The organism is Nocardia sp. NPDC050793, assembly GCF_040654065.1.
Lineage (GTDB): Bacteria > Actinomycetota > Actinomycetes > Mycobacteriales > Mycobacteriaceae > Nocardia.
In genome coordinates this window covers 1-23,522 of the sequence record NZ_JBFAHG010000008.1, presented here as the reverse complement: position 1 = coordinate 23,522, position 23,522 = coordinate 1, and the positions used below count along the sequence as shown (strand labels likewise).

General features: G+C 70.4%; 24 protein-coding genes and 1 riboswitch. Of the genes, 8 read left to right on the top strand and 16 right to left on the bottom strand.

Translation table 11 applies throughout. The annotated features are described in order from the left end of the window. Positions 1 to 5: 5 nt before the first annotated feature. A riboswitch (cobalamin riboswitch) is annotated at positions 6 to 133 on the bottom strand. Between the two features lie 6 nt (positions 134 to 139). Further along, entirely contained in the window at positions 140 to 283 is a 144-nt protein-coding gene (locus tag AB0H50_RS25200; protein ID WP_357457035.1) for a hypothetical protein, read from the bottom strand. 69 nt (positions 284 to 352) lie between these two features. On the opposite strand from AB0H50_RS25200, the gene cobG reads away from it, so the two are divergent. Further along, positions 353 to 1,534 (top strand): precorrin-3B synthase, encoded by a 1,182-nt coding sequence (gene cobG / locus AB0H50_RS25195; RefSeq protein WP_357457033.1) that lies wholly within the window; start codon positions 353 to 355, stop codon positions 1,532 to 1,534. Positions 1,535 to 1,556: 22 nt separating this feature from the next. Here cobG and ddaH read toward each other — a convergent pair whose 3' ends face one another. Beyond that, a complete protein-coding gene (gene ddaH, locus AB0H50_RS25190) occupies positions 1,557 to 2,402 on the bottom strand; it encodes a dimethylargininase (protein ID WP_357457031.1) in 846 nt (281 codons plus the stop codon). Between the two features lie 136 nt (positions 2,403 to 2,538). Here ddaH and AB0H50_RS25185 point away from each other — a divergent pair, with 136 nt between their 5' ends. The 4 genes from AB0H50_RS25185 (at position 2,539) to AB0H50_RS25170 (ending at position 6,066) form a co-directional block, all read left to right on the top strand. Further along, positions 2,539 to 2,976 carry an Lrp/AsnC family transcriptional regulator gene (locus AB0H50_RS25185; RefSeq protein ID WP_068066283.1) on the top strand — a complete coding sequence of 146 codons (438 nt, stop codon included), beginning with the start codon at positions 2,539 to 2,541 and terminating at the stop codon, positions 2,974 to 2,976. 80 nt (positions 2,977 to 3,056) lie between these two features. Beyond that, positions 3,057 to 3,692 (top strand): precorrin-8X methylmutase, encoded by a 636-nt coding sequence (locus AB0H50_RS25180; protein WP_357457029.1) that lies wholly within the window; start codon positions 3,057 to 3,059, stop codon positions 3,690 to 3,692. After that, the gene (locus tag AB0H50_RS25175; protein WP_357457027.1) at positions 3,689 to 5,239 is read left to right on the top strand and encodes a precorrin-2 C(20)-methyltransferase; all 1,551 of its coding nucleotides are present in this window, start codon (positions 3,689 to 3,691) and stop codon (positions 5,237 to 5,239) included. Before AB0H50_RS25180 ends, AB0H50_RS25175 begins: the two co-directional genes overlap by 4 nt. A gap of 299 nt (positions 5,240 to 5,538) precedes the next feature. Continuing rightward, positions 5,539 to 6,066: a PadR family transcriptional regulator gene (locus AB0H50_RS25170; protein WP_357457026.1), complete on the top strand. Its 528-nt coding sequence runs from the start codon at positions 5,539 to 5,541 to the stop codon at positions 6,064 to 6,066. Here the strand turns inward: AB0H50_RS25170 and AB0H50_RS25165 are convergent, their stop codons facing one another. From AB0H50_RS25165 to AB0H50_RS25150, 4 genes are all read right to left on the bottom strand, one after another. After that, positions 6,067 to 6,816 carry a cobalt-precorrin-6A reductase gene (locus AB0H50_RS25165; protein ID WP_357457647.1) on the bottom strand — a complete coding sequence of 250 codons (750 nt, stop codon included), beginning with the start codon at positions 6,814 to 6,816 and terminating at the stop codon, positions 6,067 to 6,069. Then, on the bottom strand, positions 6,813 to 7,418 hold the full coding sequence (locus tag AB0H50_RS25160; RefSeq protein ID WP_357457024.1) for a hypothetical protein: 606 nt from the start codon (positions 7,416 to 7,418) through the stop codon (positions 6,813 to 6,815). Before AB0H50_RS25160 ends, AB0H50_RS25165 begins: the two co-directional genes overlap by 4 nt. Before the next feature lie 111 nt (positions 7,419 to 7,529). Further along, positions 7,530 to 8,777 (bottom strand): precorrin-6y C5,15-methyltransferase (decarboxylating) subunit CbiE, encoded by a 1,248-nt coding sequence (gene cbiE / locus AB0H50_RS25155; protein WP_357457022.1) that lies wholly within the window; start codon positions 8,775 to 8,777, stop codon positions 7,530 to 7,532. A 94-nt stretch (positions 8,778 to 8,871) separates the two neighbouring features. Beyond that, a complete protein-coding gene (locus tag AB0H50_RS25150) occupies positions 8,872 to 9,627 on the bottom strand; it encodes an SDR family NAD(P)-dependent oxidoreductase (RefSeq protein ID WP_357457020.1) in 756 nt (251 codons plus the stop codon). A gap of 106 nt (positions 9,628 to 9,733) precedes the next feature. Between AB0H50_RS25150 and AB0H50_RS25145 the strand changes: the two genes are divergently transcribed. Further along, entirely contained in the window at positions 9,734 to 10,132 is a 399-nt protein-coding gene (locus AB0H50_RS25145) for a PPOX class F420-dependent oxidoreductase (RefSeq protein ID WP_068066365.1), read from the top strand. Positions 10,133 to 10,148: 16 nt separating this feature from the next. Here the strand turns inward: AB0H50_RS25145 and AB0H50_RS25140 are convergent, their stop codons facing one another. Further along, positions 10,149 to 11,276: a Xaa-Pro peptidase family protein gene (locus tag AB0H50_RS25140; protein WP_357457019.1), complete on the bottom strand. Its 1,128-nt coding sequence runs from the start codon at positions 11,274 to 11,276 to the stop codon at positions 10,149 to 10,151. 151 nt (positions 11,277 to 11,427) lie between these two features. Between AB0H50_RS25140 and AB0H50_RS25135 the strand changes: the two genes are divergently transcribed. Then, on the top strand, positions 11,428 to 12,396 hold the full coding sequence (locus AB0H50_RS25135) for a 5'-3' exonuclease (protein ID WP_357457017.1): 969 nt from the start codon (positions 11,428 to 11,430) through the stop codon (positions 12,394 to 12,396). 491 nt (positions 12,397 to 12,887) lie between these two features. On the opposite strand, the gene AB0H50_RS25130 is transcribed toward AB0H50_RS25135, so the two are convergent. From AB0H50_RS25130 to AB0H50_RS25100, 7 genes are all read right to left on the bottom strand, one after another. Continuing rightward, complete coding sequence (locus tag AB0H50_RS25130; protein WP_357457015.1) at positions 12,888 to 13,610, bottom strand: DUF4333 domain-containing protein; 723 nt, start codon at positions 13,608 to 13,610, stop codon at positions 12,888 to 12,890. Positions 13,611 to 13,732: 122 nt separating this feature from the next. Then, on the bottom strand, positions 13,733 to 16,432 hold the full coding sequence (locus AB0H50_RS25125; RefSeq protein ID WP_357457013.1) for an RNA helicase: 2,700 nt from the start codon (positions 16,430 to 16,432) through the stop codon (positions 13,733 to 13,735). Between the two features lie 3 nt (positions 16,433 to 16,435). Then, the gene (gene tatC, locus AB0H50_RS25120) at positions 16,436 to 17,383 is read right to left on the bottom strand and encodes a twin-arginine translocase subunit TatC (protein ID WP_357457011.1); all 948 of its coding nucleotides are present in this window, start codon (positions 17,381 to 17,383) and stop codon (positions 16,436 to 16,438) included. A 142-nt stretch (positions 17,384 to 17,525) separates the two neighbouring features. Beyond that, on the bottom strand, positions 17,526 to 17,786 hold the full coding sequence (gene tatA, locus AB0H50_RS25115) for a Sec-independent protein translocase subunit TatA (RefSeq protein ID WP_357457009.1): 261 nt from the start codon (positions 17,784 to 17,786) through the stop codon (positions 17,526 to 17,528). Positions 17,787 to 17,887: 101 nt separating this feature from the next. Next, positions 17,888 to 18,919, bottom strand: a complete 1,032-nt coding sequence (locus AB0H50_RS25110; RefSeq protein ID WP_357457645.1) for a 2-dehydropantoate 2-reductase — start codon at positions 18,917 to 18,919, stop codon at positions 17,888 to 17,890. 19 nt (positions 18,920 to 18,938) lie between these two features. Beyond that, on the bottom strand, positions 18,939 to 19,919 hold the full coding sequence (locus AB0H50_RS25105) for a YafY family protein (protein ID WP_357457007.1): 981 nt from the start codon (positions 19,917 to 19,919) through the stop codon (positions 18,939 to 18,941). Continuing rightward, positions 19,916 to 20,911, bottom strand: a complete 996-nt coding sequence (locus tag AB0H50_RS25100) for a YafY family protein (RefSeq protein ID WP_357457005.1) — start codon at positions 20,909 to 20,911, stop codon at positions 19,916 to 19,918. The genes AB0H50_RS25105 and AB0H50_RS25100 overlap by 4 nt, the downstream gene beginning before the upstream one ends. A 90-nt stretch (positions 20,912 to 21,001) precedes the next feature. Here AB0H50_RS25100 and AB0H50_RS25095 point away from each other — a divergent pair, with 90 nt between their 5' ends. Further along, complete coding sequence (locus AB0H50_RS25095; RefSeq protein WP_357457003.1) at positions 21,002 to 21,322, top strand: MTH1187 family thiamine-binding protein; 321 nt, start codon at positions 21,002 to 21,004, stop codon at positions 21,320 to 21,322. A gap of 11 nt (positions 21,323 to 21,333) precedes the next feature. On the opposite strand, the gene AB0H50_RS25090 is transcribed toward AB0H50_RS25095, so the two are convergent. After that, positions 21,334 to 21,714, bottom strand: coding sequence for a nuclear transport factor 2 family protein (locus AB0H50_RS25090; protein WP_357457001.1), 381 nt, complete (start codon positions 21,712 to 21,714; stop codon positions 21,334 to 21,336). A 109-nt stretch (positions 21,715 to 21,823) separates the two neighbouring features. Then, the gene (pafA, locus tag AB0H50_RS25085; RefSeq protein ID WP_218024195.1) at positions 21,824 to 23,182 is read right to left on the bottom strand and encodes a Pup--protein ligase; all 1,359 of its coding nucleotides are present in this window, start codon (positions 23,180 to 23,182) and stop codon (positions 21,824 to 21,826) included. Positions 23,183 to 23,522 lie beyond the last annotated feature (340 nt).

Here is a 23,522-nt window from a genome sequence, read left to right as displayed (position 1 = left end):
GCCCATCGGGTGTGGTGCTCGCCGGAGAGGGTCTGGCTGTTCACAGTGGCGCGACCGCACCGGAATTGCACCGGTTTCCTCGTCGCCCGCCGAGCACGCCGATGCTACCCGGCCCGGTGCGGACCGCCGTACCCCCGGTTCAGGACAGGTCGGCGTTGCCGTCGACGACCTTCAGCAGGTAGTGGAACTTGTTGACGCGCCAGCCCGCGGGCGTGCGCTCGACGCCGAGGTCGTAGCTGCCGAGGTGCGGGTCTTGCCGCGGCCCTATCGATCGCGGGGTCACCGCGCTCGGTGAAGCAGCGCACGGACGCGCGGTCTCACGACCTGATCGCGCACGTAGGCTGAGGGAGCTATGACCCGAACCGCCCCCGATTCCTGCCCCGGTGTGCTCCGGCTCCATCAGGCCGCCGACGGACCGCTCGCCCGCATCCGGGTGCCCGGCGGACACCTCACGCCGGAACAGGTGCTGGCCTTGGCCGCCGCGGCGAGCGAACTCGGCGACGGCGCGATCGAACTCACCTCCCGTGGCAATCTCCAGCTGCGGCAAGTGCGCGACGCCGCGGAGCTGACCGCGCGCGCGACCGCGGCCGGATTGCTGCCGAGCCGGACGCACGAGCGGGTGCGCAATATCGTGGCCTCGCCGCTGTCCGGGCGGGTCGGCGGGCTCGCGGACGTGCGCGGGCTGATCGGCGACCTCGATGCCCGGCTGTGCGCGACGCCCCGGTTGGCGAAACTGCCGGGGCGGGTGCTGTTCACGCTCGACGACGGGCGCGGCGACGTCAGCACGCTGGGCGGCGACATCGGCGTCCACGCGGTCGGTCCCGACGAGTTCGCGCTGCTGCTGGCGGGGACCGATACCGGCGTCCGCGTCACCGGAGCGGAGGCCGTCGATACAGCGCTGGCCGCCGCGGAGGGTTTCCTCGAGGTGAGCTCGGGTCAGTGGCGGCTGCACGAGATCGCGGACGGCCCGGCCCGCATCATCGAGTCGCTCGGCCTGACTCCCGGCACCGAGCGCATGGAAATCGTTGCCGCCCAGGATGTTCCGATCGGCTGGCTGAACCAGGACGACGGCATGGTCGCGCTCGGCGCCGGCGTGCGGCTCGGTGCGCTCGACGCCAGGGTCGCCGAGTTCGTCGCGGCCGTCGAACGTCCGGTGATCGTCACACCGTGGCGCAGCCTGGTCATCGCCGACCTCGACGAATGGGCCGCCGAGCAGGTGGTGCGCGTGCTGGCCCCGATGGGGTTGATCTTCGACGCCGACTCCCCCTGGCTGCACGTCAGCGCCTGCGCGGGACAGCCCGGCTGCGCGAAGTCGCTCACGGACGTGCGCGCCGACGTCACCGCCGCCGTCGAATCCGGCCGCGTCCTGTCCGAAGGCGCGGCGGCCGAGACCGCGCGCGAGCAGATCATCCCCGCCGGGGACGTCACGGTCGCGGGCCGCCAGCACTGGTCCGGCTGCGACCGCCGCTGCGGCCGCCCGCGCGGCGTCGTCACCGACGTGGTGGCGACCCCCGGCGGCTATCGCCTCGACTGAGACATGCGGCTACCACTCGAGGTCAATGCAACTCCAAGGTGCAGCACTTGATCCCGCCGCCCGCCTTCAACAGTTCCGAGACGTCCACCGGGACCGGGAGGTAGCCGCGGGCGCGGAGGGCGGCGGCGAGGTCGGTGGCTTGCGGGCTGAGAAAGACGTGGTAGCCGTCCGAGACGCCGTTCAGGCCGAGGACCGCGGCGTCGGCGGCGGTCGCCTCGATGGCATCGGGAAACAGGCCGGTGAGGAGGGTGCGGCTGGTTTCGTCGAAGGCGGGCGGGTAGTAGGCGATGGTGGCGTCGTCGAGGACCATCAGGACGGTGTCCAGGTGGTAGAAGCGCGGGTCCACCAATTCCAGTGAGATCACCGGGATTTCGAAGTGCAACTCGACCTCGCGGTGGGCCGCGGCGGAGCTGCGGAAACCGGTGCCCGCCAGGAAGCGTCCGCCGACCAAGGCGAAATCGCCCTCGCCCTCGTTGAGTTCCGCCGCCGCCACGACCTCGACGCCGCCGCGTCCGGTGAACCAGCGGTGGAAGGCGGGGCCCTCGGCGGCGCGTTCGGGATGGGTGAAGCGCGCCGACATGATCCGGTCGCCGACGGCGAGGCCACTGTTGGCGGCGAACACCATGTCGGGAAGCCCTGGCTCACCGGGAACCACGTCGACCCGGTGACCGTGGCGCTCGAAGGTCTCGCGCAAGGCGTCCCATTGGGCGAGCGCCAGTGCGCGGTTCACCGGGGCGTCCGGGTCCATCCAGGGGTTGATCGAGTACCGGACGTCGAAATGGTCGGGGCGACACATCACGAACCGGCGCGGCACGGGTCGGCGTGCCGGGGCTGGCTCGGTGGTCTGGAGGGTAGCTACCGATGTCATCGTGGGCTCCCGAGGTCAGGCGCGGATTCGGCTGATCCGAAGGTAAACGGCCTACCATTGCGTCAGGAATGCCGAATCATTGCGCAGATCGCCGTGTGTACGGCGAATCGTTGTGCCGAGCGGAAGGTGATGTGACGTGGACGATACCGACCGCCGGATCCTCGGCCATCTGCTGCGCTCGGCCCGCGCGTCCTTCCAGGAGATCGGCTCCGCGGTCGGTCTCTCCGCGCCCGCGGTCAAGCGCCGGGTGGACCGCATGGTCGCCAGCGGGCAGATCACCGGCTTCACGGCGCTGGTGAACCCGGCGGCGCTCGGCTGGACCACCGAGGCCTACGTGGAGGTGTACTACCGCGACAACATCACCCCGGCCGAGCTGCGCCGAAGCCTGGAGCCGATCCCGCAGGTGGTGGGCGTCTGGACGATCGCGGGCGAGGCCGACGCGCTGGTGCATGTGATGGCCACCGACATGGCCGAGATCGAGTCGACCGTGGAACGCATCAGGGAGAACGCGCGCGTCGGGCGCACCCGCAGCGCGATCGTCATGTCCCGCATCCTCGAACGACCGCGCACCTGACCCGCGACCGGCCGAGGAGCGGCTCCGCCGCGCGCGGGCTGTCGGCGAGGTCCGTTCGGGCGCCCCATAAGGTGGTCCCCATGTCCGACGTGCGCACCAGCTACCTCACCGACGGGGCCGAGATCTATCGGCAGTCGTTCGCGACGATCCGCGCGGAAGCGGACCTGAGCGCGTTCCCGGCGGACGTGGCGCGGGTGGTCGTCCGCATGATCCACGGCTGCGGACAGGTGGATCTGACCGAGGACATCGCCTTCTCCCCCGGTGTCGTCGCGGCCGCGCGGGCGGCGCTGCACGCGGGCGCGCCGATCCTCTGCGACGCCACCATGGTCGCCTCCGGCGTGACGCGCAAACGGCTGCCCGCCGACAACGAGGTGATCTGCACCCTGGCCGACCCCCGCGTGCCGGAATTGGCCGCGGCACTGGGCAATACCCGCTCGGCCGCGGCGCTCGAGCTGTGGCGCGACCGGCTCGACGGCGCGGTGGTCGCCATCGGCAACGCACCGACCGCGCTCTTTCACCTATTGGACATGCTCGACGCGGGCGCCCCGCGCCCGGCCGCGATCCTCGGCATTCCGGTCGGCTTCGTCGGCGCCGCCGAGTCCAAGGACGCGCTTGCCGCCTACGGCGGCGTCGAATACCTGACGGTGCGCGGCAGGCGCGGCGGCAGCGCCATCACCGCGTCGGCACTGAATGCGATTGCGAGCGAAGCGGAATGAGTACAGCGGGCAAACTGTGGGGCGTCGGGCTCGGGCCGGGCGACCCCGAGCTGGTGACGGTGAAGGCGGCGCGCGTCATCGCGGCCGCCGACGTGATCGCCTTCCACTCCGCGCGGCACGGCCGCAGCATCTCCCGCAGCATCGCCGCGCCCTACATGCGCCAGGGCCAGCTCGAGGAACACCTCGTCTACCCGGTCACGACGGAAACCACCGATCATCCCGGCGGATACCAGGGCGCGATCGACGAGTTCTACGAACAGGCCGCCGAACGGCTGGCCGCGCACCTTTCGGCGGGCCGGTCGGTCGCCCTGCTCGCCGCCGGAGATCCGCTGTTCTACAGCTCCTACATGCACATGCACCGCAGGCTGGCCGACCGCTTCGACGCCGAGATCATTCCCGGCATCACCTCCGTGAGCGCGGCATCGGCGGCGCTGGGCACCCCGCTGGTGGAGGGCGAACAGGTGCTGACCGTGCTCCCCGGCACCATGCCGACCGAGGAGCTCACCCGCCGCCTGCGCGACACCGACGCCGCCGCCATCATGAAGCTCGGACGCACCTATCCGGGTGTGCGGCAGGCGCTCTCGGACGCGGGGCGGCTCGACGACGCCTACTACGTGGAGCGGGCGAGCACCGACCGCGAGAAGGTGCGCACCGCCGCCGAGGTGAACGACGCCGACGTGCCGTACTTCTCGATCACGCTGGTGCCAGGCCCGCGGCCGACCACGCCGCTGCCCCGGATCGCCGCGGCGACCGGCGATACGGCCTCGAACTCGACAGCTGTTCCGGCGGAAGCGAATTCGCCCGGCGAGGTGGTCGTCGTCGGTCTCGGCCCCGGCGCGGCGGACTGGACGACGCCGGAGGTGCGCGAGGTGCTGGCCGCCGCCACCGATCTGGTCGGCTACACCACCTACATCGATCGCGTGCCGCACCGCCCGGGCCAGCGCAGGCACGCCAGCGACAACCGCGTGGAGTCCGAACGCGCCGCCATGGCTTTGGATCTGGCGAAACGCGGCGCCAAGGTCGCGGTGGTCTCCTCGGGCGATCCTGGCGTGTTCGCGATGGCGGCCGCGGTGCTGGAGGAATCCGCCGATCCGCAGTGGCAGGACGTGCCGGTGCGGGTGCTGCCCGGCCTCACCGCGGCCAATGCCGTGGCCAGCCGGGTCGGCGCGCCGCTCGGACACGACTACGCGATGATCTCGCTCTCCGACCGGCTCAAGCCGTGGGAGGTTGTCGCGCAACGTCTTTCGGCGGTCGCCGCGGCCGATATGGCGATCGCGATCTACAACCCGGCGTCCTCGCAGCGCACCTGGCAGGTCGGCGCGATGCGCGATCTGCTGCTGGAGCACCGCAAGCCCGGCACTCCGGTGGTGCTCGGCCGCGATGTCGGCGGACCGGCCGAGTCGGTGCGGGTGGTGTCGCTCGCCGATCTCGATCCGGCCGACGTGGACATGCGCACCCTGCTGATCATCGGCGCGTCCACCACCGCCGCGGTCGACACCGCGCACGGCACTCGCGTCTTCACCTCGCGGCGCTACCACCGGGCGTGACGCGCGGGTTGTGGTAGCCGCGGGCTGGTCACGGCTGTCGCCGATCAGCTCCGCCGGACCGGCGATTCGGCCGACGCCGAGCGCGACGCCACCCTGATCGTGCTCGCCGCCGCAGCGCTCACCCAGAGTATGGTGGCCGGGGTTCACACCAACGAGGCGGCGACCGAACTGCTCGACCACCTGCTCCGACGCATACCCGGACCGGGCGCCACACGACAGAGCGAATGACGACCCGAGAACCGACAGCGGGATCGTTGCGCTAACATTCCACTATGGAACGTCGATGAAGGGAGCGTTCGGTGACGACGACCATCCGGCGTAAGCCGTTGAATTCGACGGCCGCGTCGCTGCTCGGTTTCCTGCACGAGGGTCCGATGTCCGGCTGGGACCTGGTGACGATCGCGCAGGACCGGATCGGCGATTTCTGGACGATCACGCAGAGCCAGGTGTACCGCGAGCTGGCAGCCATGGACACGGCGGGACTGGTGGTGAAGGGCGAGACCGGCGCGCGCGAGCGCACGCCCTACCGGATCACCGACGCGGGCCGGGAGGCGTTTCTCGAGTGGGTCACCCGCGATCCCGGCGCCGAGACCATCCGGGTGCCGCTGCTGCTCACCATGTCCTTCGGGGACCACCTCGACGCCGAGCACCTCGACCGGCTCATCGCGGCCAACCGCGAGGTGCACCAGCGCCGCCTCGATCGTTACCTGACGCGGGACTGCGATCCCCTCCGGCCGCACCAGCGGGCCACCCTGGATTTCGGCATCGGCTACGAGCGCGCGGTACTCGCCTGGTTCGATCGGCTGCCCGCGCTGCTCGGGCGCTGATCATGGCGCGCCGGATGCCTTGGCCCGCAACCATTTCCAGGCTTCGGCCACCGTTTCGACAACCTCGGCCCCCGCGGGCAGCGGCGGCCGATCGATCACGACCACCGGCAGACGCGCCGCGCGGGCCGCGGCCAGTTTGGCCTCGGTCCGATCGCCGCCGCTGTCCTTGGTCACGAGCACATCGATACGACGGCTCGCCAGCAGGCGGGACTCCTCCTCGACCGTGAAAGGTCCTCGGGCCAGCAATACTTCGTGCCGCGGCGGTAGCTCGGTCTCGGGCGGGTCGATGGCGCGGATGAGGAACCACTGCCGGGCGAGACCGGCGAACGCGCCGACGCCCTGCCTGCCGATGGTGAGGAAAACCCGCTCGCCCAACTCCGGAAGGGCGCGGGCGGCGGCGGCCGGATCGGGCACGCGAATCCATCGGTCGCCCGGCACTTCGGACCAGCCGGGCCTGCGCAGGTGGATCAACGGCACGCCCGCGTCCCGCGCCGCGGCGGCCGCGTTCGCGGTGATGGTGGCGGCGAAGGGGTGGGTGACATCGACGACGCTCTCGATCCCGTTGGCCGCCAGCCACTCTCGCAGCCCCGCGGCGCCGCCGAAGCCGCCGATCCTGACCGCGCCCTCCGGCAGCCGCGGGTCGCGAACACGACCGGCGAGCGAGGAGACGATGTCGAATCCTCGCTCGCCGGAAGCGATGTGGGCCAGCTGCCGCGCTTCGCCGGTGCCGCCCAGAATCAGAGTTCTCAGGGCTGACCGCTGAAGTAGGCCATGCCCGCGTTCAGCAGCGACGGGCCGCCCGCGACGAGCAGGCCGATCACGCCGCCGATGATGGCGCCGGGGATGACGCCGACGACCAGACCGAGCAGGCCGATCAGACCGCCGATCACGGCGCCGACGGCAGCGCCGAGCGAGGCGCGCTGCAGCTCGGCGAAGAACCACTCCTGCGCGCTGATGTCCTGCACGGCGACCACGTCCGCCTTCGGGGTCAGCGTGAGGGTCTGGCCGGTGGCGTCGAGCGCGGCGGCGATCTCCACCGGAGCGCCGTTGCTTGCCTCGCGCGCGGCGAGCGGGATCGTGGTGACGACCTCGCCCGCGTCGTTCTTCAGCGTGACGGCCTTGCCGTCCGCGTCCAAGGAGAACGCGCCGCCCGTCACCGTGGTGACGATGGACTTGCCCGCGTCGGCGAGCGCCGCGGTGTAGCCGACGCCCTGGTCGACGCCCTGCGCCGCCAGCGCGGCCTGCTCCTGCGCGGCAGGCGCCTCGGCGGGAGCGGCGTAGGTGGTGCCTGCGGTGACACCGGTGGCGGCGACAGCCAGCAGAGCGGTGGCGGCGAATTTCTTGTACTTCATCTAACTCCCCATCAGGAATCGGTTGTCCGATAACGGGCGGATGTCGCGACCGACCCTACCTGCCGACACACCCGTGTTTCACCCTCGCAGTACCGATTTCAGGGTGAACCCCTAGGCCGATTTGACCACCGACCACTGGGCGACCGGCAGCTGGGGACGCCACGCGGTGAATCCGCCCAGCGGTTCGGCACGGTAGATCTGGAACTTCCGCAGCTCACCGCCCCGCGCTGCGGCCATCGCGACAAGCAGCGCTTCCGATTCCGCCGTGACGGCGTTCGCGACCAGTCTGCCGCCCTGGCGCAGATGGGCAAGGCATGTCTCGAGCAGGCCAGCCTGAGTCACCCCGCCGCCGACGAAAATCGCATCGGGCGCGGCCATTTCGTGCATGGCGGCTGCGTTGGCGGCCAGTTCGGCGAGCACTTCGCCGCGCACCTCGACGTGCGGGACGCCCAGCGCGGCCGCGTTGGCGGTGATCTGCTGCCTGCGCCGCTCGAGCCGCTCGAAAGTCACTGCCCGGCAGGCGGGATGCGTGCGGCACCACTCGATGGCGATGCTGCCCGAGCCGCCACCGACGTCCCACAGCAGCTCGCCCGGCGCGGGAGCCAGCGCGGACAGGGTCAGCGTCCGCACCTCGGCCTTGGTGAGCTGTCCGTCTCCGCCGTAAACGGCGTCGGGCAGACCAGGCACACGGGTGCGGCGGACGTGCTCGGCCTCGGCGATGCAGTCGATGGCGACGATGTTGAGCGGATCGCCCGGGTCGAGCTCCCAGGACGCCGCGGCGCCGGACCGCACGCGTTCGGCGGGACCCCCGAGCTGCTCGAGCACGGTGAGGGCCGATGGGCCGAATCCGTTGTCCCGCAGCAATTCCGCGAGACGCGCCGGGGTGTGTTCGTCGCTGCTGAGCACCAGCAGTCGCCGCCCGTCGACGAGGTCGGGCAGCACCGCCGTGACGGAACGGCCCACCGCGCTGACGACTGGCGTGTCCGCCAGCGCCCAGCCGAGCCTGGCACACGCCAGCGACGCCGAGGAGGGGTGCGGTAGCACGCGCAGCGCAGCGGGTCCGAACAACCGGCCCAGCGTGACGCCGATGCCGTAGAACATCGGGTCCCCGCTGGCGAGCACGCAGATCCGCCGCGCGCCGTGCTCGGCGAACAATCCGGGCAACGCGGGCACAAGCGGCGACGGCCACGCACGGCGCTCTCCGCCGAGATCCGTTGGCACGAGCGCCAATTGCCGTGCGGAGCCGAAGATCACCTCGGCTGCGGCGACCGCTTCCCGAGCCGCAGCACCGAGTCCGTCCCACCCGTCGGCTCCGATCCCGACCACCACGATCGGTTCGCCATGCCACGCGCCCGTCATAGCGCGGCAAACCCTCGCGCGTCAGATCTCGCTGGAAAGCCGTTCTGCCGCAACGGTGTTCGCACCCGCATCGAGAACGCGCCACGGAGCGCGCTCATCGAGGCATCCGGCGCCAGAGGAATTGCGGAACCAGGCGCGCGACGACGGCGGCAGGGCCGAGGGCGCGGGGCACCCAGATCTTGGCAGCGCGGCGGCGCAACCCGCGGACGACGGCGTCGGCTACCTGATCCGGCGTGATGGACAGCGGCGCGGGGTCCATGCCCTCGGTCATGCTGCCGATCACGAATCCGGGGCGCGCCAGCAGGAGTTGGACGCCGCTGCCGTGCAGTGCGTCAGCGAGACCACAGGCGAAACCGTCCAGACCGGCCTTGGCCGAGCCGTAGACGTAGTTGGCCCGGCGCACCCGCGCGCCCGCGATGGAGCTGAAGACGACGAGCTGGCCGTGCCCTTGCGCGCGAAGGAGATTCGCGAGGATGGTGAGCACGCTGACCTGGGCCACGTAATCGGTGTGCACCACGGCGAGCGCGTGCTCGGGTTCGCGCTCGGCGCGGGCCTGATCGCCGAGGATGCCGAACGCCAGCACGGCGACGCCGATGGGCCCGTGCTCGGCGGCGATCTTCTCCAGCAGCGCCGGGTGGCTGCCGGTGTCGTCGGCGTCGAACTCCACCGGATACACCGCGCTCGCACCGGCTTGTTCGACGGCCGCGACCGGCCCCGCCAAGTCGTCGCTGCGCCGCGCCGCGAGGATCACTGTCCGTCCGGGCGCCAGACGCCGGGCGATCTCCAGACCGATTTCGCTGCGTCCGCCGAGTACCAGTACCGAGCCCTCGGCGATCCCTCGCATTCCCATGCACCCAGTCTGTCATCCCGGGTTACGCGCTCGCCGATCCCCTCACAACCGTCCGAACACCCGCGTCGCGGCGGCCACCGCGGAACGCAACGGCTACCGTCGAGGGATGCCGACCACCACCGCACAGCTCTCCCCCGCGGCGCTCGAGTTCGTCGCCGAACGTCATCTCGCGACCCTGACCACGCTGCGCGCCGATGGCACGCCGCACGTCGTCGCCGTGGGATTCACCTGGGACGCCGACGCCGGGATCGCGCGCATCATCACCAACGACGGATCGGTGAAGGTGCGCAACGTGCGCCGCTCCGGATACGCGGCGGTGAGCCAGGTCGACGGCATCCGGTGGCTGACCCTGGAGGGACCCGCGACGGTGCTCGACGACCCGGACAGTGTCGCCGACGCCGTCGAGCGGTACGCGGGCCGCTACCGGGTGCCGCGCGAGAACCCGACCCGAGTGGTGATCGCGATCGAGGTGCGCCGCGTCCTGTCGTCGAGCACGCTGCGCTGACTTCGCATTCCGGACGTCACAGCACGGTCAGGCCGTGCGGGCGCGCGTTCATGGATTCGCAGCCGTCGGGCGTGACCACGACGATGTCCTCGATGCGGGCGCCCCACTCACCGCGGAAGTAGATGCCGGGCTCGACGCTGAACGCCATGCCCGGCTGCAGCACCAGATCGTTGCCCGCGACGATGTAGGGCTCCTCGTGCACGGACAGGCCGATGCCGTGACCGGTCCGGTGCACGAACTCCGCACCGAAACCGGCCTCCGTCAACGGATTCCGAGCGGCCGCGTCCACCGAGGCGGCGGTGACGCCGGGCCGGACGGCGGCGACGGCCGCGGCCTGGGCGCGTTCGAGTTCGGCGTAGCGCGCCGCGATGTCGGGGCTCGGCTCGCCGAGCACGTAGGTGCGGGTGGAGTCGGAGTAGTAGCCGGGCTCGACGGGGCCGCCGATATCGATCACCACAACGTCGCCGTTCTCGATGCGCCGATCGGACACCCCGTGGTGCGGGTCGGCGCCGTGCGGACCGCTGCCGACGATCACGAACGCCGCCTCGGTGTGGCCTTCGGCCACGATCGCCGCCGCGATATCGGCGCCGACCTCGGCCTCGGTACGTCCGGCCCGGAGGAATTCACCCATCCTCGCGTGCACCCGGTCGATGGCCGCGCCCGCCCGGCGCAGCGCGTCGACCTCGGCGGCGTCCTTGAGCATGCGCAGCTCGCGCAGCACGGGGGTCGCCGAGACCGGCAGGCCGCTGAACGAGACCGCCAGCGGCAGCAGGTGCAGGGCAGGCATGGCGTCGGCGACCGCGACACGGGAACCGACGTGCAGCGTCGACTTCACCACCTGGTACGGATCGACGCCGTCGACCCAGTCCAGCACCTGCAGACCGAGCTCCCCCGCCGCCGAAGCGGACAGCGACGCCAGTTCGAGCTTGGGAATGATCACCGACGGCGTCGCGCCGTCGGCCGGGATCACCAGGCAGGTCAACCGCTCGAAGGACTCGGCCGCCGAACCGATCAGATAGCGCAGGTCAGGACCGGGGGTGATGAGCAGGGCGTCGAGGTGCGCCGCGCGCATCGCCTCCACCGCCCGCTCGAGCCGGTCTCCGTAGACATTCGCCGCGAACCTGGACTCCGTGTGCCCACTCATACCCGTCGACGTTACCCGTCATCGGACAGCAAACTCGAACACCGGGCGGGGCCACCGGGGCGGGCGCCCCGGCGGGCGGGCACCCGGGCCATCGAGCGAGCGCCAGTCCGGATCGGATACGCCTGTCGGAGCCTGCGGGTAGCCTCAGCGCGTGACCTCTGCTGCGACTTCCGGCCCGCTGCTGCTGCTCGACGGGGCCAGCCTGTGGTTCCGCGCGTACTACGCGATTCCGGACAAGATCACCGCGCCGGACGGGCGTTCGGTGAACGCGCTGCGCGGCTTCACCGACATGGTCGCCTCGCTGATCACCAAGCACTCGCCGAGCAGGCTGGTCGTCTGCCTGGACCTGGACTGGCGTCCGCGGTTCCGGGTGGACCTCGTGCCCTCCTACAAGGCACACCGCCTCGACACCTCGGCCGACGCGGAGGAGGGCGCCGAGGAAGTGCCCGACCGGCTGACACCGCAGGTCGACATGATCCTGGAGGTGCTCGAGGCAGCCGGGATCGCGACCGGCGGCGCGGAGGGCTTGGAGGCCGACGACGTGCTCGGCACGCTGGCGACGCGGGAGCGCACCGACGAGGTGATCGTGGTCAGTGGCGATCGCGACCTGTTACAGCTGGTGCGCGACGAGCCTGCGCCCACCGTGCGGGTGCTGTACGCGGGGCGCGGTTTGGCCAAGGCCGAACTCTTCGGTCCCGCGGAGGTGTCCGCGAAGTACGGCGTGCCGGTGCGCAACGCCGGACCCGCCTACGCCGACCTGGCGACGTTGCGCGGTGACGCCTCCGACGGCTTGCCCGGCGTCGCCGGCATCGGCGAGAAGTCCGCGGCGACACTCGTTTCCCGCTTCGGCTCGCTCGATGCGCTGGTTGCCGCGGTGGACGATCCGGACGCCGATCTGGCGCCGGGCGTGCGCGGAAAGCTGCGCGCGGCCGAGGACTACCTGAAGGCGGCGGCCCCGGTGGTGCGCGTGGTGTGCGACGCCGAGGTCGAACTCTCCCGCCCGGACACGCTGCCCACCGCGCCCGCCGACCCGGACCGCCTGCGGGAGCTGGCGGTGGCCTACAACGCGGAAAGCCCGGTCGCCCGGCTCACCGCCGCACTGGCCGCACCGCGGTCCTGAGGCGCGATCACTCCCGCGACGGCATTCGCCGCACCATCGCACAGGGTGCAATGGTGCGTCCCATGCCTGCGTGCGCCTTGTGTCGCCACGGCGCGATACCCGGGAGATGCGCCACTCCGCCCGCCAGCCGAGGATTCTCGAGGAGCTTCGCGAGACCGCACGATGCGCCCGCGAAGTCGCGCCACGGTGCGTGACGCCGCCGCGTCACCTCATCCGGCGCGATGCGCCATTCCGCCGACTCCGCGGTCTCGCGCTGTGGAAGCTCATGTCAGACACGGCGAGCAATCAGGTCAGCGGCACGATACAAATGACCAGCGCGCATGGTGATCGCCGCGTTTCCGAAAGAATGGTTGGCGAACGCGACGAGCCCACGAACGACGACGCCGGCACCGTGATCGCGGTGCGCCGCCGAATCCGTTCGTGGGCTCGCTACTTCCCTGCCCCCTCCGGACGCCCGCGCCGCAGCACGGGCCGCCCGGCCCGGATCATCCTCAGTTCGGTCGACCGACCTCGTAGGTGCCGTCGTCCTTGGTGATCTTGATGTTGACCTTCTTCTGCTCGCCGCTGACCTTCAGGGTGCACTCGAAGGTGGCGTCCACCTCGACCTCCTGGCCCGAGGGGCAGGAGACGTCGGTGACGTCCTGGATGCCGTAGGAATCCGTGAGCACCTTCTTGACGCCGTCCTGGACGGCGGCCTGGTCCAGCTTGTCCTTGGAGGTCAGCACCACCACGAGGGCGACCACGGCGCCGATCACCAGCACACCGAGCGCGGCCAGACCGATGATCAGACCCTTCTTGCCACCGCCGCCGCTCTGCTGCTGCGGCGGCTGCTGCTGGCCCTGGCCCCACTGCTGCTGGGGCTGCTGACCCCACTGCTGCTGCGGCTGCTGTTGCTGGCCCCAATCCTGCTGCGGCTGACCCCACTGCGGCTGCGGCTGACCAGGGGTCTGGCCCCACTGCTGCTGAGGCTGCGGCTGCTGAGGTTGCTGCGGCTGACCCCACTGCGGCTGCGGCTGGCCGGGGGTCTGGCCCCACTGCTGCTGAGGCTTGTTCTGGTCACCCCAATGCTGGGTGGGCTGTGCCTGCGACGGAGTCTGCTGGCCACCCCAGTGCTGGGTCGGTCCGGCGCCACCGGGCGCCTGCTGTCCGCCCCACTGCTGGGTGGGATCGTTGCGTCCCTCCCCGGGGTCGTTCGGTCCGTACGGGCCGCTCATCTGGTTGCCTCCACTCGCATAGTTACTCACACGGTAGCCCCCCGCCGGCGACTGGTCAGTGCAGAACACGACTCCTCCGCCACGGTCGGTACGCGAAAGAAATCAAATCACAACCGAATCCGCTACGCGGCGTCCACCGCCACGACACCCCGCCGGATGGCCCGGACCGCCTTCGCCGCCGTCCCCGCGATCTCCGGGTCGTCGGCCGTGCCGTGGATCTGATCGAGCAGGTCGATCACCTGCCTGCACCACCGGACGAAATCGCCCGCCGACAGCGGCGCGCCCTGGTCGCCGCTGGCCAGCAACGACTCGGCCAATCCGTCGCCGCGCGCCCATTTGTACACGCCGGTGACGAATCCGAGATCGGGTTCCCTGGTCGGCGGCAGCTTGTGCCGTGCCTCGTCGGAGCGCAGTTCGCTCCACACCCCGATGGTCGAGGCAACCGCGCGCCGGATCGGCGCGGTGGGACCGGTGGGGCCGAGAATGCCGCCCTCCTGGCGAGATTCGTAGACGAGCGTGGACACGACGCCCGCCAGCTCGGCGGGGCCGAGACCGCGCCAGAGACCGTGCCGCAAGCATTCGGCGACCAGCAGGTCGCTCTCGGCGTAGATGCGGGCCAGCCTGCGCCCGTCCGCGGTGACCTCGCCGTCGTGCACGAACCCGCGTTCCTCCAGCAGCCCCACGATGCGGTCGAAGGTGCGGGCCAGCGAGTTTGTCGTGGCGGCAACCTTCTGGCGCATGCTCTCGGTCTCGCGAAGCAGCCGGTTGTAGCGCTCCCCGATCCGGCTCATCTGCTCGCGGTCCGGCCGGGTGTGCGCGGGATGTGCGCGCAAGCTCCGGCGCAGCGTGGCCAGTTCGCGGTCGTCCGCGGCCTCGGACCGCTTGCCGCGGCGCGGACGGCCCGGCGCGCTGATGCCGGTGCTGCGCAGCGCCGACGCGAGGTCGCTGCGGGCGCGGGCGGTGCGGTGGTCGACGCGCCGAGGCAGCCGCATGTGACCCAGCGGCTCCGCGGGCACCGGGAAGTCGGCGACCGATACCCGGCCCGCCCACTTGTCCGCGGTGAGCACCAGCGGTCGCGGATCGTTGGGCGTCGTGTCCGGTTCCAGGATCACCGCGAGCCCGGCGCGGCGGCCGGACGGAATCGCCACCACGTCGCCACGACGCAGCGCCGTCAGCGCGCTCACGGCCGCGCCGCGCCGGTCGGTGCGGCTCTGCTGGGCCAGCTGACGCTCCCGGTGCTTGATCCGCTCGCGCAACGAAATGTATTCCAGGAAGCCGCCTTCCGGGCCGCCGAGCTGGCCGCGCAGCTTGCGCAGCGCGCCCTCGTTGCGTTCGATGCCGCGGACAAGTCCGACGACCGAGCGGTCGGCCTGGAACTGGGCGAAGGAGCGCTCCAGCAGGGCGCGCGATTCGGCGGCGCCCATCCGATCGATGAGGTTGATCGACATGTTGTAGCCGGGCCGGAACGAGCTGCGCAGCGGATAGGTTCGGGTCGACGCCAGGCCCGCCACCGCGCTGGTGTCGACCTCCGGCTGCCAGAGCACCACGGCGTGCCCCTCGATATCGATGCCGCGGCGGCCCGCGCGACCGGTCAGCTGCGTGTACTCGCCGGGGGTGAGCTCGGCGTGCGTCTCGCCGTTGAACTTGACCAGTCGTTCCAACACCACGGTGCGCGCGGGCATGTTGATGCCGAGGGCCAGCGTCTCGGTGGCGAAGACGGCCCGCACCAGCCCGCGCACGAACAGGTCTTCCACGGTGTGCCGGAAGGCGGGCAGCATGCCCGCGTGGTGGGCGGCCAGCCCGCGGTGCAGCGCTTCACGCCACTCCCAGTAACCGAGCACCTCGAGATCGGACTTCGGCAGATCGCCGGTGTGCTTCTCGATGATCGCGTCGATCTCGGCGGTCTCGCCTTCCCTGCTCAGGTCGAGCCGCGACCGCAGGCACTGGGCCAGCGCGCCGTCGCATCCGGCGCGGCTGAAGATGAAGGTGATCGCGGGCAGCAGGCCTTCCTCGTCGAGGCGGGCAAGCACCTCGGGACGGGGCAGCGGGCGGAAGTCGCGGCGCATGCCGCCGCGGCCGCGCGGCACGCCCCAGTTGTTCATCCGGTCCGCCGACTCGCGATGCCGGATGTAGCGCACCAGATCCTCGTCGACGAGCACCTTCTGGTCGCTGGACTTGGTGTCGAACAGGTCGAACATCCGCTTGCCGACCATCACGTGCTGCCACAGCGGCACCGGACGCGTCTCGTCCACCACCACCGTGGTGTCGCCGCGCACGGTCTCCATCCAGGCGCCGAACTCCTCGGCGTTGCTGACCGTGGCCGACAGGCTGACCAGCCGCACGTCCGATGGCAGGTGCAGGATGACCTCTTCCCACACGGCGCCACGGAACCGGTCGGCCAGGTAGTGCACCTCGTCCATCACCACGTACGACAGCCCGCGCAGCGCCTCCGAGGACGCGTAGAGCATGTTGCGCAGCACCTCGGTCGTCATCACCACCACGGGCGCGTCGGGGTTGATCGACTGATCGCCGGTGAGCAGGCCGACGCTGTCGCGCCCGTACCGCTCGGTGAGATCGGCGAACTTCTGGTTCGACAGCGCTTTGATCGGTGTGGTGTAGAAGCATTTGCCGCCGGAAGCCAGTGCCAAGTGGACGGCGAACTCGCCGACGACGGTCTTGCCCGCGCCGGTCGGCGCGCACACCAGCACGCCGTGGCCGTCTTCGAGCGCACGACAGGCGTCACGCTGGAACGGGTCGAGAGTGAATTTCAGCTCGGCGGAGAAACTGGCCAGCTCGCTGGTGCGGGACCGGTGATCTGTCACCGTTCAGAGGGTATCGGAGTAGTCCGACACCGGTCGCGTGGATTTTGCCGCCGGATCCATGATCGACTCCGCGGGCACGATCGGCTCCGGCGCGCCGATCGAGGAGGCCTCGTCGTCGGCCAGTGCGGCCAGCGCCTCCCTGCGCGCGGTGCGCTTGTCGTTGATCCTGGCGACCTGCACCGCCACCTCGAACAGCACCGTCAGCGCCGCCGCGAGCGCCAGCATCGAGAACGGGTCCTGCGGGGTGACCACCGCGGCGAAGACGAACAGGCCGAAGATGATGCCGCGCCGCCACGCCTTGAGCCGCTCATAGGTGAGCACGCCGATCAGGTTCAGTCCGATGATCAGCAGTGGCGTCTCGAAGCTGACGCCGAAGATGATCAGCAGCTGGATGATGAAACCGAAGTACTGGGAACCGCTCAAGGCGGTGATCTGTACGTTGTCGCCGATGGTGAGCAAGAAGTCCAACGCGTGCGCCACCACGACGTAGGCGAGCACGGCGCCCAGCGCGAACAGCACGGTGCCCGATGTGACGAAGCCGACGGCGACCTTGCGTTCCTTCGCGTACAGGCCGGGCGTGATGAACGCCCAGATCTGGTAGAGCCAGATCGGCGCGGCGAGCACGACGCCCGCGGTGAAACCGACCTTCAACCGGAGCATGAACTGCTCGAACGGCGCGGTCGCCAGCAGGCGGCACGACCCGTCCGGGGTCAGCGCGGCCCTGGCCTCGGGCGGTAGCGAGCAGTAGGGTCCGCGCAGGATCTCGCCGAGGCTCTCGATGCCGAGGAACGAATGCGAGTACCAGAAGAAGCCGAGAACGGTGGTCAGCAGCACCGCGAACAGCGACTTCAGCAACCGGCTGCGCAGTTCCTGCAGGTGCTCGACCAACGACATGGTGCCGTCGGGATTCGTCCTGCGCCTGCTGCGCCGGGGATCGAACGGGATTCGCATATCTGTGGATTGCCCCTGTGCTCGAGTGCCGCGCCTGGCGCGGCGGTGTCGCGTCCCGTGGGTTCAGGGACCGAAGCCTTCACGGACCGCCGAACAGCACTGACCGGGGTGAGTCCGACTCACCCCTGCGGGAGCATTCGACTCAGGCCGATTTCGTCTCGGTCTGCGGCGTGGTCGCCTGGTTCACGGGCTGCCCCGGCGGCAGCTGCTGCGCGGGTTGCCGATCGGGTGCGGTGCCCGCGGCGGGGCTCGCCTCGCTCTGCATCTGGCTGACCTCGCTCTTGAAGATGCGCAAGGATCGCCCGAGGCCGCGCGCGGCGTCCGGCAGCCGCTTCGCGCCGAACAACACCACGAACAGCAGCGCGATGATCAGCAGGTGCGACCAGCTGAACGTGCCTGACATCTGTTACCTCCCAAGACTGTGGTAGCACCGATGCTACCGGACCGCCTGACGCCCGAACTCCCCACTTCGCCCGTTCACCGGGCGTTCAACCTCGACTTTTGCTATGCGGGCGGCTCGGCCGCGGCGGCGGCGCGCAGTTGCGCGAGCAATTCCGGCCCCGTCCAGCTTCGCCCGGCGCCCTGCTCGGCCGCGACGATGAGCTCGATGAGCCGCTCGTTCACCGGGGTCGGCGAGCCGACCATCGCGCCGAGTCCGACGATTTCGCCGCAGAGCCAAGTGATTTCGGTCTTACGTCCGGCGGCGAGGTCGTCGGCCATCGAGGAGCGGGCCACCGGATCGATGGCGAGCACCTGTCCCGCGACCCGGCGGAACAGGCCGTCGGGCACGGTCAGCAGCCGGGTCATCAGCTCCGGCGGCAGCGGGGTGAGCCGGGCCGGGCGAATACGCGCCTTGCTCATCGCGGCCAGCGCCTCGCGCTGCGCGAGCGCCAGGCAGCGGCGGTAGTCGCGGTCGGCCAGCTCGTCGCGCAGTGGGCGTCCGGACAGCGCGTTGATCGGATTGTTCAGGTTGAGCAGCAGCTTGGCCCACTGCACGGGCCGCAGATCCCGGTAGCGACGCAGCGGCAGCCCGGCCCGCTCGAAGACCTCGGCGTACTCGGCCAGCGCCGGATCGTCCTGCACCGCGAGCCCACCCTCGGTGCCGCGGTGGAAGCGGCCCTCCGGATGATGCACGACGTTGAACATCACCATGCCTGCCAGCACCACGCAGGTGGGCAGGATCTCCCGGATGACCGTGTCGTTGCCGATGCCGTTCTGCAGGCTCAGCACCACGGTGCCGGGCCGGATCCTGCCCGCCAGCTCGCGCACCGCACCCGCGGTCGCCCCGGATTTCACCGCGACCAGCACCAGGTCGGCCGAGCCGACGTCCTCCGGGCCGGTCGCGAGCGTGAGCCGGTCCGGTGAGACGAGCACCTCACCGCCGTCGAGGTCGGTCAGGCGCAGACCCGAGGCGCCGACCTCGTCGAGCAACCACTGCCTGCCGACGAACGTGACGTCCGCACCGGCCGCCGCCAGTTTCCCGCCGACGAAGACGCCGATGCTGCCCGCGCCGAGCACCATGACTCGCCGCGGCATATTGCCGAGCTCGGTCACCTCACTCCAATTCCTCTAGTCCGGCGTCCCGGTACACGGCGAGCGCCGCGTTGGATCGCTCGCGCACGGCGGCGATCAGTTCCGGCGGGCCGAGTACGGTCACGCCCGAGCCGAAGCCGAGCAGCAGGCGCGCCATCCAATCCAGGGTGGCGAATCGCATGGTCGCTTCCAGGCTGCCGTCCGGGTGCACGGCCAGCCGGTGCATCGGGTACTGGTCGAGCACCCAGCCGTAGTCGCCGCGAATGCGCAGCCGCGCCAGCGGGACCGCCGGGTCGTCCTGGAACAGGTCGAGCGAGGCGGCCGCCTCGGTGGCGGCGTGGCTGGGTGGGCGGGCGGCCTCGGCGAGTTCGGTGGCGGCCTCGATCCGATCGAAACGGAACAGCCGCACGCCCTCGGCCTCCCGGCACCACCCCTGCAGATAGCTGTTGTCGTCGACGAGCACGATCCGGATCGGATCGACGACCCGCTCGGAGACCACGTCGCGGCTGGCCGAGTAGTAGATGATGCGCAGCGCGTGCTGACGGGCGAGGGCCGAGCGCACGGTCGCCACGCCGGGCGCCTCCACCGGCGTGGCCTGTGAATCGTCGGCGAGCCGTGGGGTGCCGCCGGAGATGGCGGATTCGATCTTGGCGATAGCCGCGTGCGCGGCGGTGGGATCGACCATGCCCGGCATTTCCACGATCGATCGCAGCGCCACCAGCAGCGCGGTGGCCTCGGTGGAGGTCAGCCGCAGCGGCCGATCGATGCCTGCGGAGAACGTGACCTCGATGCTCTCCTCCGAGAACGAGAGATCGATGAGATCGCCGGGGCCGTAGCCGGGCAGGCCGCACATCCACAGCTGATTCAAATCGCTCATCAGCTGCTTGGTGGTCACGCCCAGGTCGGCGGCGGCATCTGCCGCGCTGATGCCGGGGTTGGCGATGAAGTACGGAATCATGTTGAGCAGCCGAGAAAGCCGCACCGAGAGCCGGCTGGTCGTCACGCCCGCACCTCCGTCGTGTCGAACACCGAACGCAGCCGGGCGACCACGTCGGCGCGCAGATCGTCGGGGGCGAGGACGAGGGCATCCGGTCCGAGGCCGGTGATGAGCCTGGCCAGCCAGTCGCGCGAGCGGACGGGCACCTCGACCACCATGCCGCCGCGTCCGCCGACGGTGCGTTCCTCGACGACCTGGCCGAGTCTGCGGATCTCCTGGCCGCGTCCGTCGGCGACCCAGACCGTGGCCGAGCCGCTGACCGGCCCGCTGCTGGTGACCCGCGCGACGATGGCGCGCAGGTCGACGTCCTCGGGTTTGTGCACCGCGTTGACGGGGCCGTACGGCGTCACGTCGTCGCCGATGCGGGAGAGACGGAAGCTACGCACCGCGTCGCGGTCGCGGTCGTGGCCGACCAGGTACCAGCGACCGTGATGGGTCACCACGCCCCACGGCTCCACGTCGCGCATCAGATACGGCGCGTTGACCGCGCCGCGATGCTCGAAGCGCACGGCCTGCCCGGCGTCGACGGCCGCGAGCAGCTTGCCGAGCACCGGCTCCGAGCCGCGAGTGCGGGCCGGCACGGCGGGCACGGACGCGACGGCCGCGTCGGTTTCGACGTGGATGCCAGCGGCCCGCAGCTTCAGCAGGGCGCCTTCGGCGGCGGCCGACAGCTCGGGGGACTCCCACATCTGCACCGCGACCGCGACCGCTGCGGCCTCCTCGTCGCTCAGATCGATGTCAGGTAGCTCGTAGGCGTCACGGTTGATCCGGTACCCCTCCAGCGTCGAATACCGGTTCACCGGTCCGACTTCCAGCGGAATACCCAGGTCGCGCAGCTCGTTCTTGTCCCGTTCGAACATGCGGCTGAACGCCTCGTCGCTGGCCGAGTCCTCGTAGCCCGCGACGCTTTCCCTGATCCGCTCCGCGCTCAAGAACTGCCGGGTCGACAGCAGCGCGATGACCAGATTCATCAGCCGCTCGACCTTGGATATCGCCACCCGATAGAGGGTAATCGCCACCTCGGCGTCACCGCGCGGCGGCGCGCGTTTCGCGGCCCGCGGTCGCCGCCGCCCGTGGACAATGGTCCGGTGATCGTTGCCTTCTCAGTGACTCCGCTCGGCACGGGCGTCGACGTCGGCCCCGCCGTGGCCGAGGCGGTGCGCGTCGTCCGGGCCAGCGGGCTGCCCAATCGCACCGACGCCATGTTCACCACGCTGGAGGGCGAGTGGGACGAGGTGATGCGCGTCGTGAAGGACGCCACCGACGCCATCCTCGCGGTCGCTCCCCGCTGCAGCCTCGTCCTCAAAGCCGATATCCGCCCCGGCGTCACCGACGCGATGACCGCCAAGGTGGAGTCGGTCGAGCGCTACCTCGCCGAGGGCAGACGATCTTCGCGCCCCTCCAGCTGAACCCACCGCGATTACTCCTCCGGGAAGCGGGTCTGTTGGTAGCAAGTCAGGCGCCAGCCGTCGGGCGTGCGCAGGTAGATGCTCGACATCACGCCGCGGAAGGCGGGGGTGTTGCCTTCGCGATAGGCGACGGCGACGTAGATCAGGGCCGCGGCGTCAGGGCCGACGTGCACCAAGCGCGGGTCCTGGATTTCGTAGGTGCGCCACGGGGGTGCGTGGCGCAGGGAGTCGACGACGCCCGCACGGTCGAGAACCATGCCGTTGGCGAGCACCATCAGGGCGTCGTCGGTCATGAGGGCGCCGTAGAAGTCCGCCCCTGAGCTCGCACACAGCGCGTCCCAGCCGCGACCTTCGAGGTCGAGCAGCTCGTCGAGCACATCCGTGTCGGTCATACGTCCCACACTAGGCAGGATGCATGCGGCGACGCCGCTGCGACGCTGAGGCTCTCGACGGCTTCGAGCCGCTGGTCCCCGACCCTGAGATCGCGGACCAGCGTTCCGGCTACATCGAGGCGATCAGCCGATCGACGCGCTCGTCGACCGAGCGGAACGGGTCCTTGCACAGCACGGTCCGCTGCGCCTGGTCGTTCAGCTTGAGGTGCACCCAGTCGACGGTGAAGTCGCGACCGGCCTCTTGAGCTGCGGTGATGAAATCGCCGCGCAGCTTCGCGCGCGTGGTCTGCGGCGGGGTGTCGACCGCCGCGTCCACTGCCTCGTCCTCGGTGATGCGCTTGGCCAGACCCTTGCGCTGCAGCAGGTCGAAGACGCCGCGACCGCGCTTGATGTCGTGATACGCCAGGTCGAGCTGGGCGATCTTGGGATCGGACAGCTCCATGTTGTAGCGGTCCTGGTAGCGCTGGAACAGCTTGCGCTTGATCACCCAGTCGATCTCGGTGTCGACCTTGGCGAAGTCCTGCGCCTCCACCGCGTCCAGCGTGCGGCCCCACAGGTCGACGACCTGGTCGATCTGTGGATCGCGATCCCGGTTGCGCAGGTGCTCGACGGCGCGGGCGTAGTACTCGCGCTGGATGTCGAGGGCGCTGGCCTGCCGACCGCCTGCCAGCCGCACCGGACGGCGTCCGGTGAGATCGTGGCTGACCTCGCGGATGGCGCGGATGGGGTTGTCCAGCGCGAAGTCGCGGAACGAGACACCCGCCTCGATCATCTCCAGCACCAGCGCGGCCGTGCCGACCTTCAGCATGGTCGTGGTCTCGGACATGTTCGAGTCGCCGACGATCACGTGCAGGCGCCGGTACTTCTCGGCGTCGGCGTGCGGCTCGTCGCGGGTGTTGATGATCGGGCGCGATCGGGTGGTCGCCGACGAGACGCCCTCCCAGATGTGCTCGGCGCGCTGCGACAGGCAGAAGGTGGCCGCCTTCGGCGTCTGCAGCACCTTGCCTGCTCCGCAGATCAGCTGCCTGGTCACCAGGAACGGCAGCAGCACGTCGGAGATCCGGGAGAACTCTCCCGCGCGCACCACGAGGAAGTTCTCGTGACAGCCGTAGGAGTTGCCCGCCGAATCGGTGTTGTTCTTGAACAGGTAGATGTCGCCGCCGATGCCTTCTTCGGCCAAGCGTTGCTCGGCATCGATCAGCAACTCCTCGAGCACCCGCTCGCCCGCCCTGTCATGGGTGACCAACTGGTGCAGACTGTCGCATTCGGCCGTGGCGTACTCCGGATGCGAGCCGACGTCGAGATACAGCCGAGCGCCGTTGCGAAGGAACACGTTAGAGCTACGGCCCCAGGACACGACCCGGCGGAAAAGGTACCGGGCTACCTCGTCGGGGGACAGCCGACGGTGACCGTGGAAGGTGCATGTCACACCGAACTCGGTCTCGATCCCCATGATTCGTCGCTGCACACCATCGACATTACAGCCATGTCATGTACTCGCGTGGCGCTGCGGACAACACGGACGCATACGGGTTCACAACGATTCGGCACCGTATGCCCGGTGCGCTCGGCCGGTCAGACGCGGATTTCGGGCCGCGGGGCGAAGCGAAAACCCGTGCGCCGAGCGCACGGAAGCGCACAGAATCATCGGCCGTATAGGCATCGCGCGACAGATCTTCCGACGCGCACACCAGCTACCGGCCCGCAGGAAGCTTCCACGGCACGCACGAGCCATACCGAGAAAGGCCCGCGGTGGACCGCCGCGGGGGGGTGCCCCCCGGGCCAGCGGCGTCGACAACACCCCGTCC

Excerpts from the sequence above, each read along its gene's own strand:
- cobG (WP_357457033.1), top strand. The coding sequence starts at position 353 with ATGACCCGAACCGCCCCCGATTCCTGCCCCGGTGTGCTCCGGCTCCAT.
- ddaH (WP_357457031.1), bottom strand. The coding sequence starts at position 2,402 with ATGACATCGGTAGCTACCCTCCAGACCACCGAGCCAGCCCCGGCACGC.
- AB0H50_RS25180 (WP_357457029.1), top strand. The coding sequence starts at position 3,057 with ATGTCCGACGTGCGCACCAGCTACCTCACCGACGGGGCCGAGATCTAT.
- AB0H50_RS25175 (WP_357457027.1), top strand. The coding sequence starts at position 3,689 with ATGAGTACAGCGGGCAAACTGTGGGGCGTCGGGCTCGGGCCGGGCGAC.
- AB0H50_RS25160 (WP_357457024.1), bottom strand. The coding sequence starts at position 7,418 with ATGAAGTACAAGAAATTCGCCGCCACCGCTCTGCTGGCTGTCGCCGCC.
- cbiE (WP_357457022.1), bottom strand. The coding sequence starts at position 8,777 with ATGACGGGCGCGTGGCATGGCGAACCGATCGTGGTGGTCGGGATCGGA.
- AB0H50_RS25150 (WP_357457020.1), bottom strand. The coding sequence starts at position 9,627 with ATGGGAATGCGAGGGATCGCCGAGGGCTCGGTACTGGTACTCGGCGGA.
- AB0H50_RS25145 (WP_068066365.1), top strand. The coding sequence starts at position 9,734 with ATGCCGACCACCACCGCACAGCTCTCCCCCGCGGCGCTCGAGTTCGTC.
- AB0H50_RS25140 (WP_357457019.1), bottom strand. The coding sequence starts at position 11,276 with ATGAGTGGGCACACGGAGTCCAGGTTCGCGGCGAATGTCTACGGAGAC.
- AB0H50_RS25130 (WP_357457015.1), bottom strand. The coding sequence starts at position 13,610 with ATGAGCGGCCCGTACGGACCGAACGACCCCGGGGAGGGACGCAACGAT.
- tatC (WP_357457011.1), bottom strand. The coding sequence starts at position 17,383 with ATGCGAATCCCGTTCGATCCCCGGCGCAGCAGGCGCAGGACGAATCCC.
- tatA (WP_357457009.1), bottom strand. The coding sequence starts at position 17,786 with ATGTCAGGCACGTTCAGCTGGTCGCACCTGCTGATCATCGCGCTGCTG.
- AB0H50_RS25110 (WP_357457645.1), bottom strand. The coding sequence starts at position 18,919 with ATGCCGCGGCGAGTCATGGTGCTCGGCGCGGGCAGCATCGGCGTCTTC.
- AB0H50_RS25090 (WP_357457001.1), bottom strand. The coding sequence starts at position 21,714 with ATGACCGACACGGATGTGCTCGACGAGCTGCTCGACCTCGAAGGTCGC.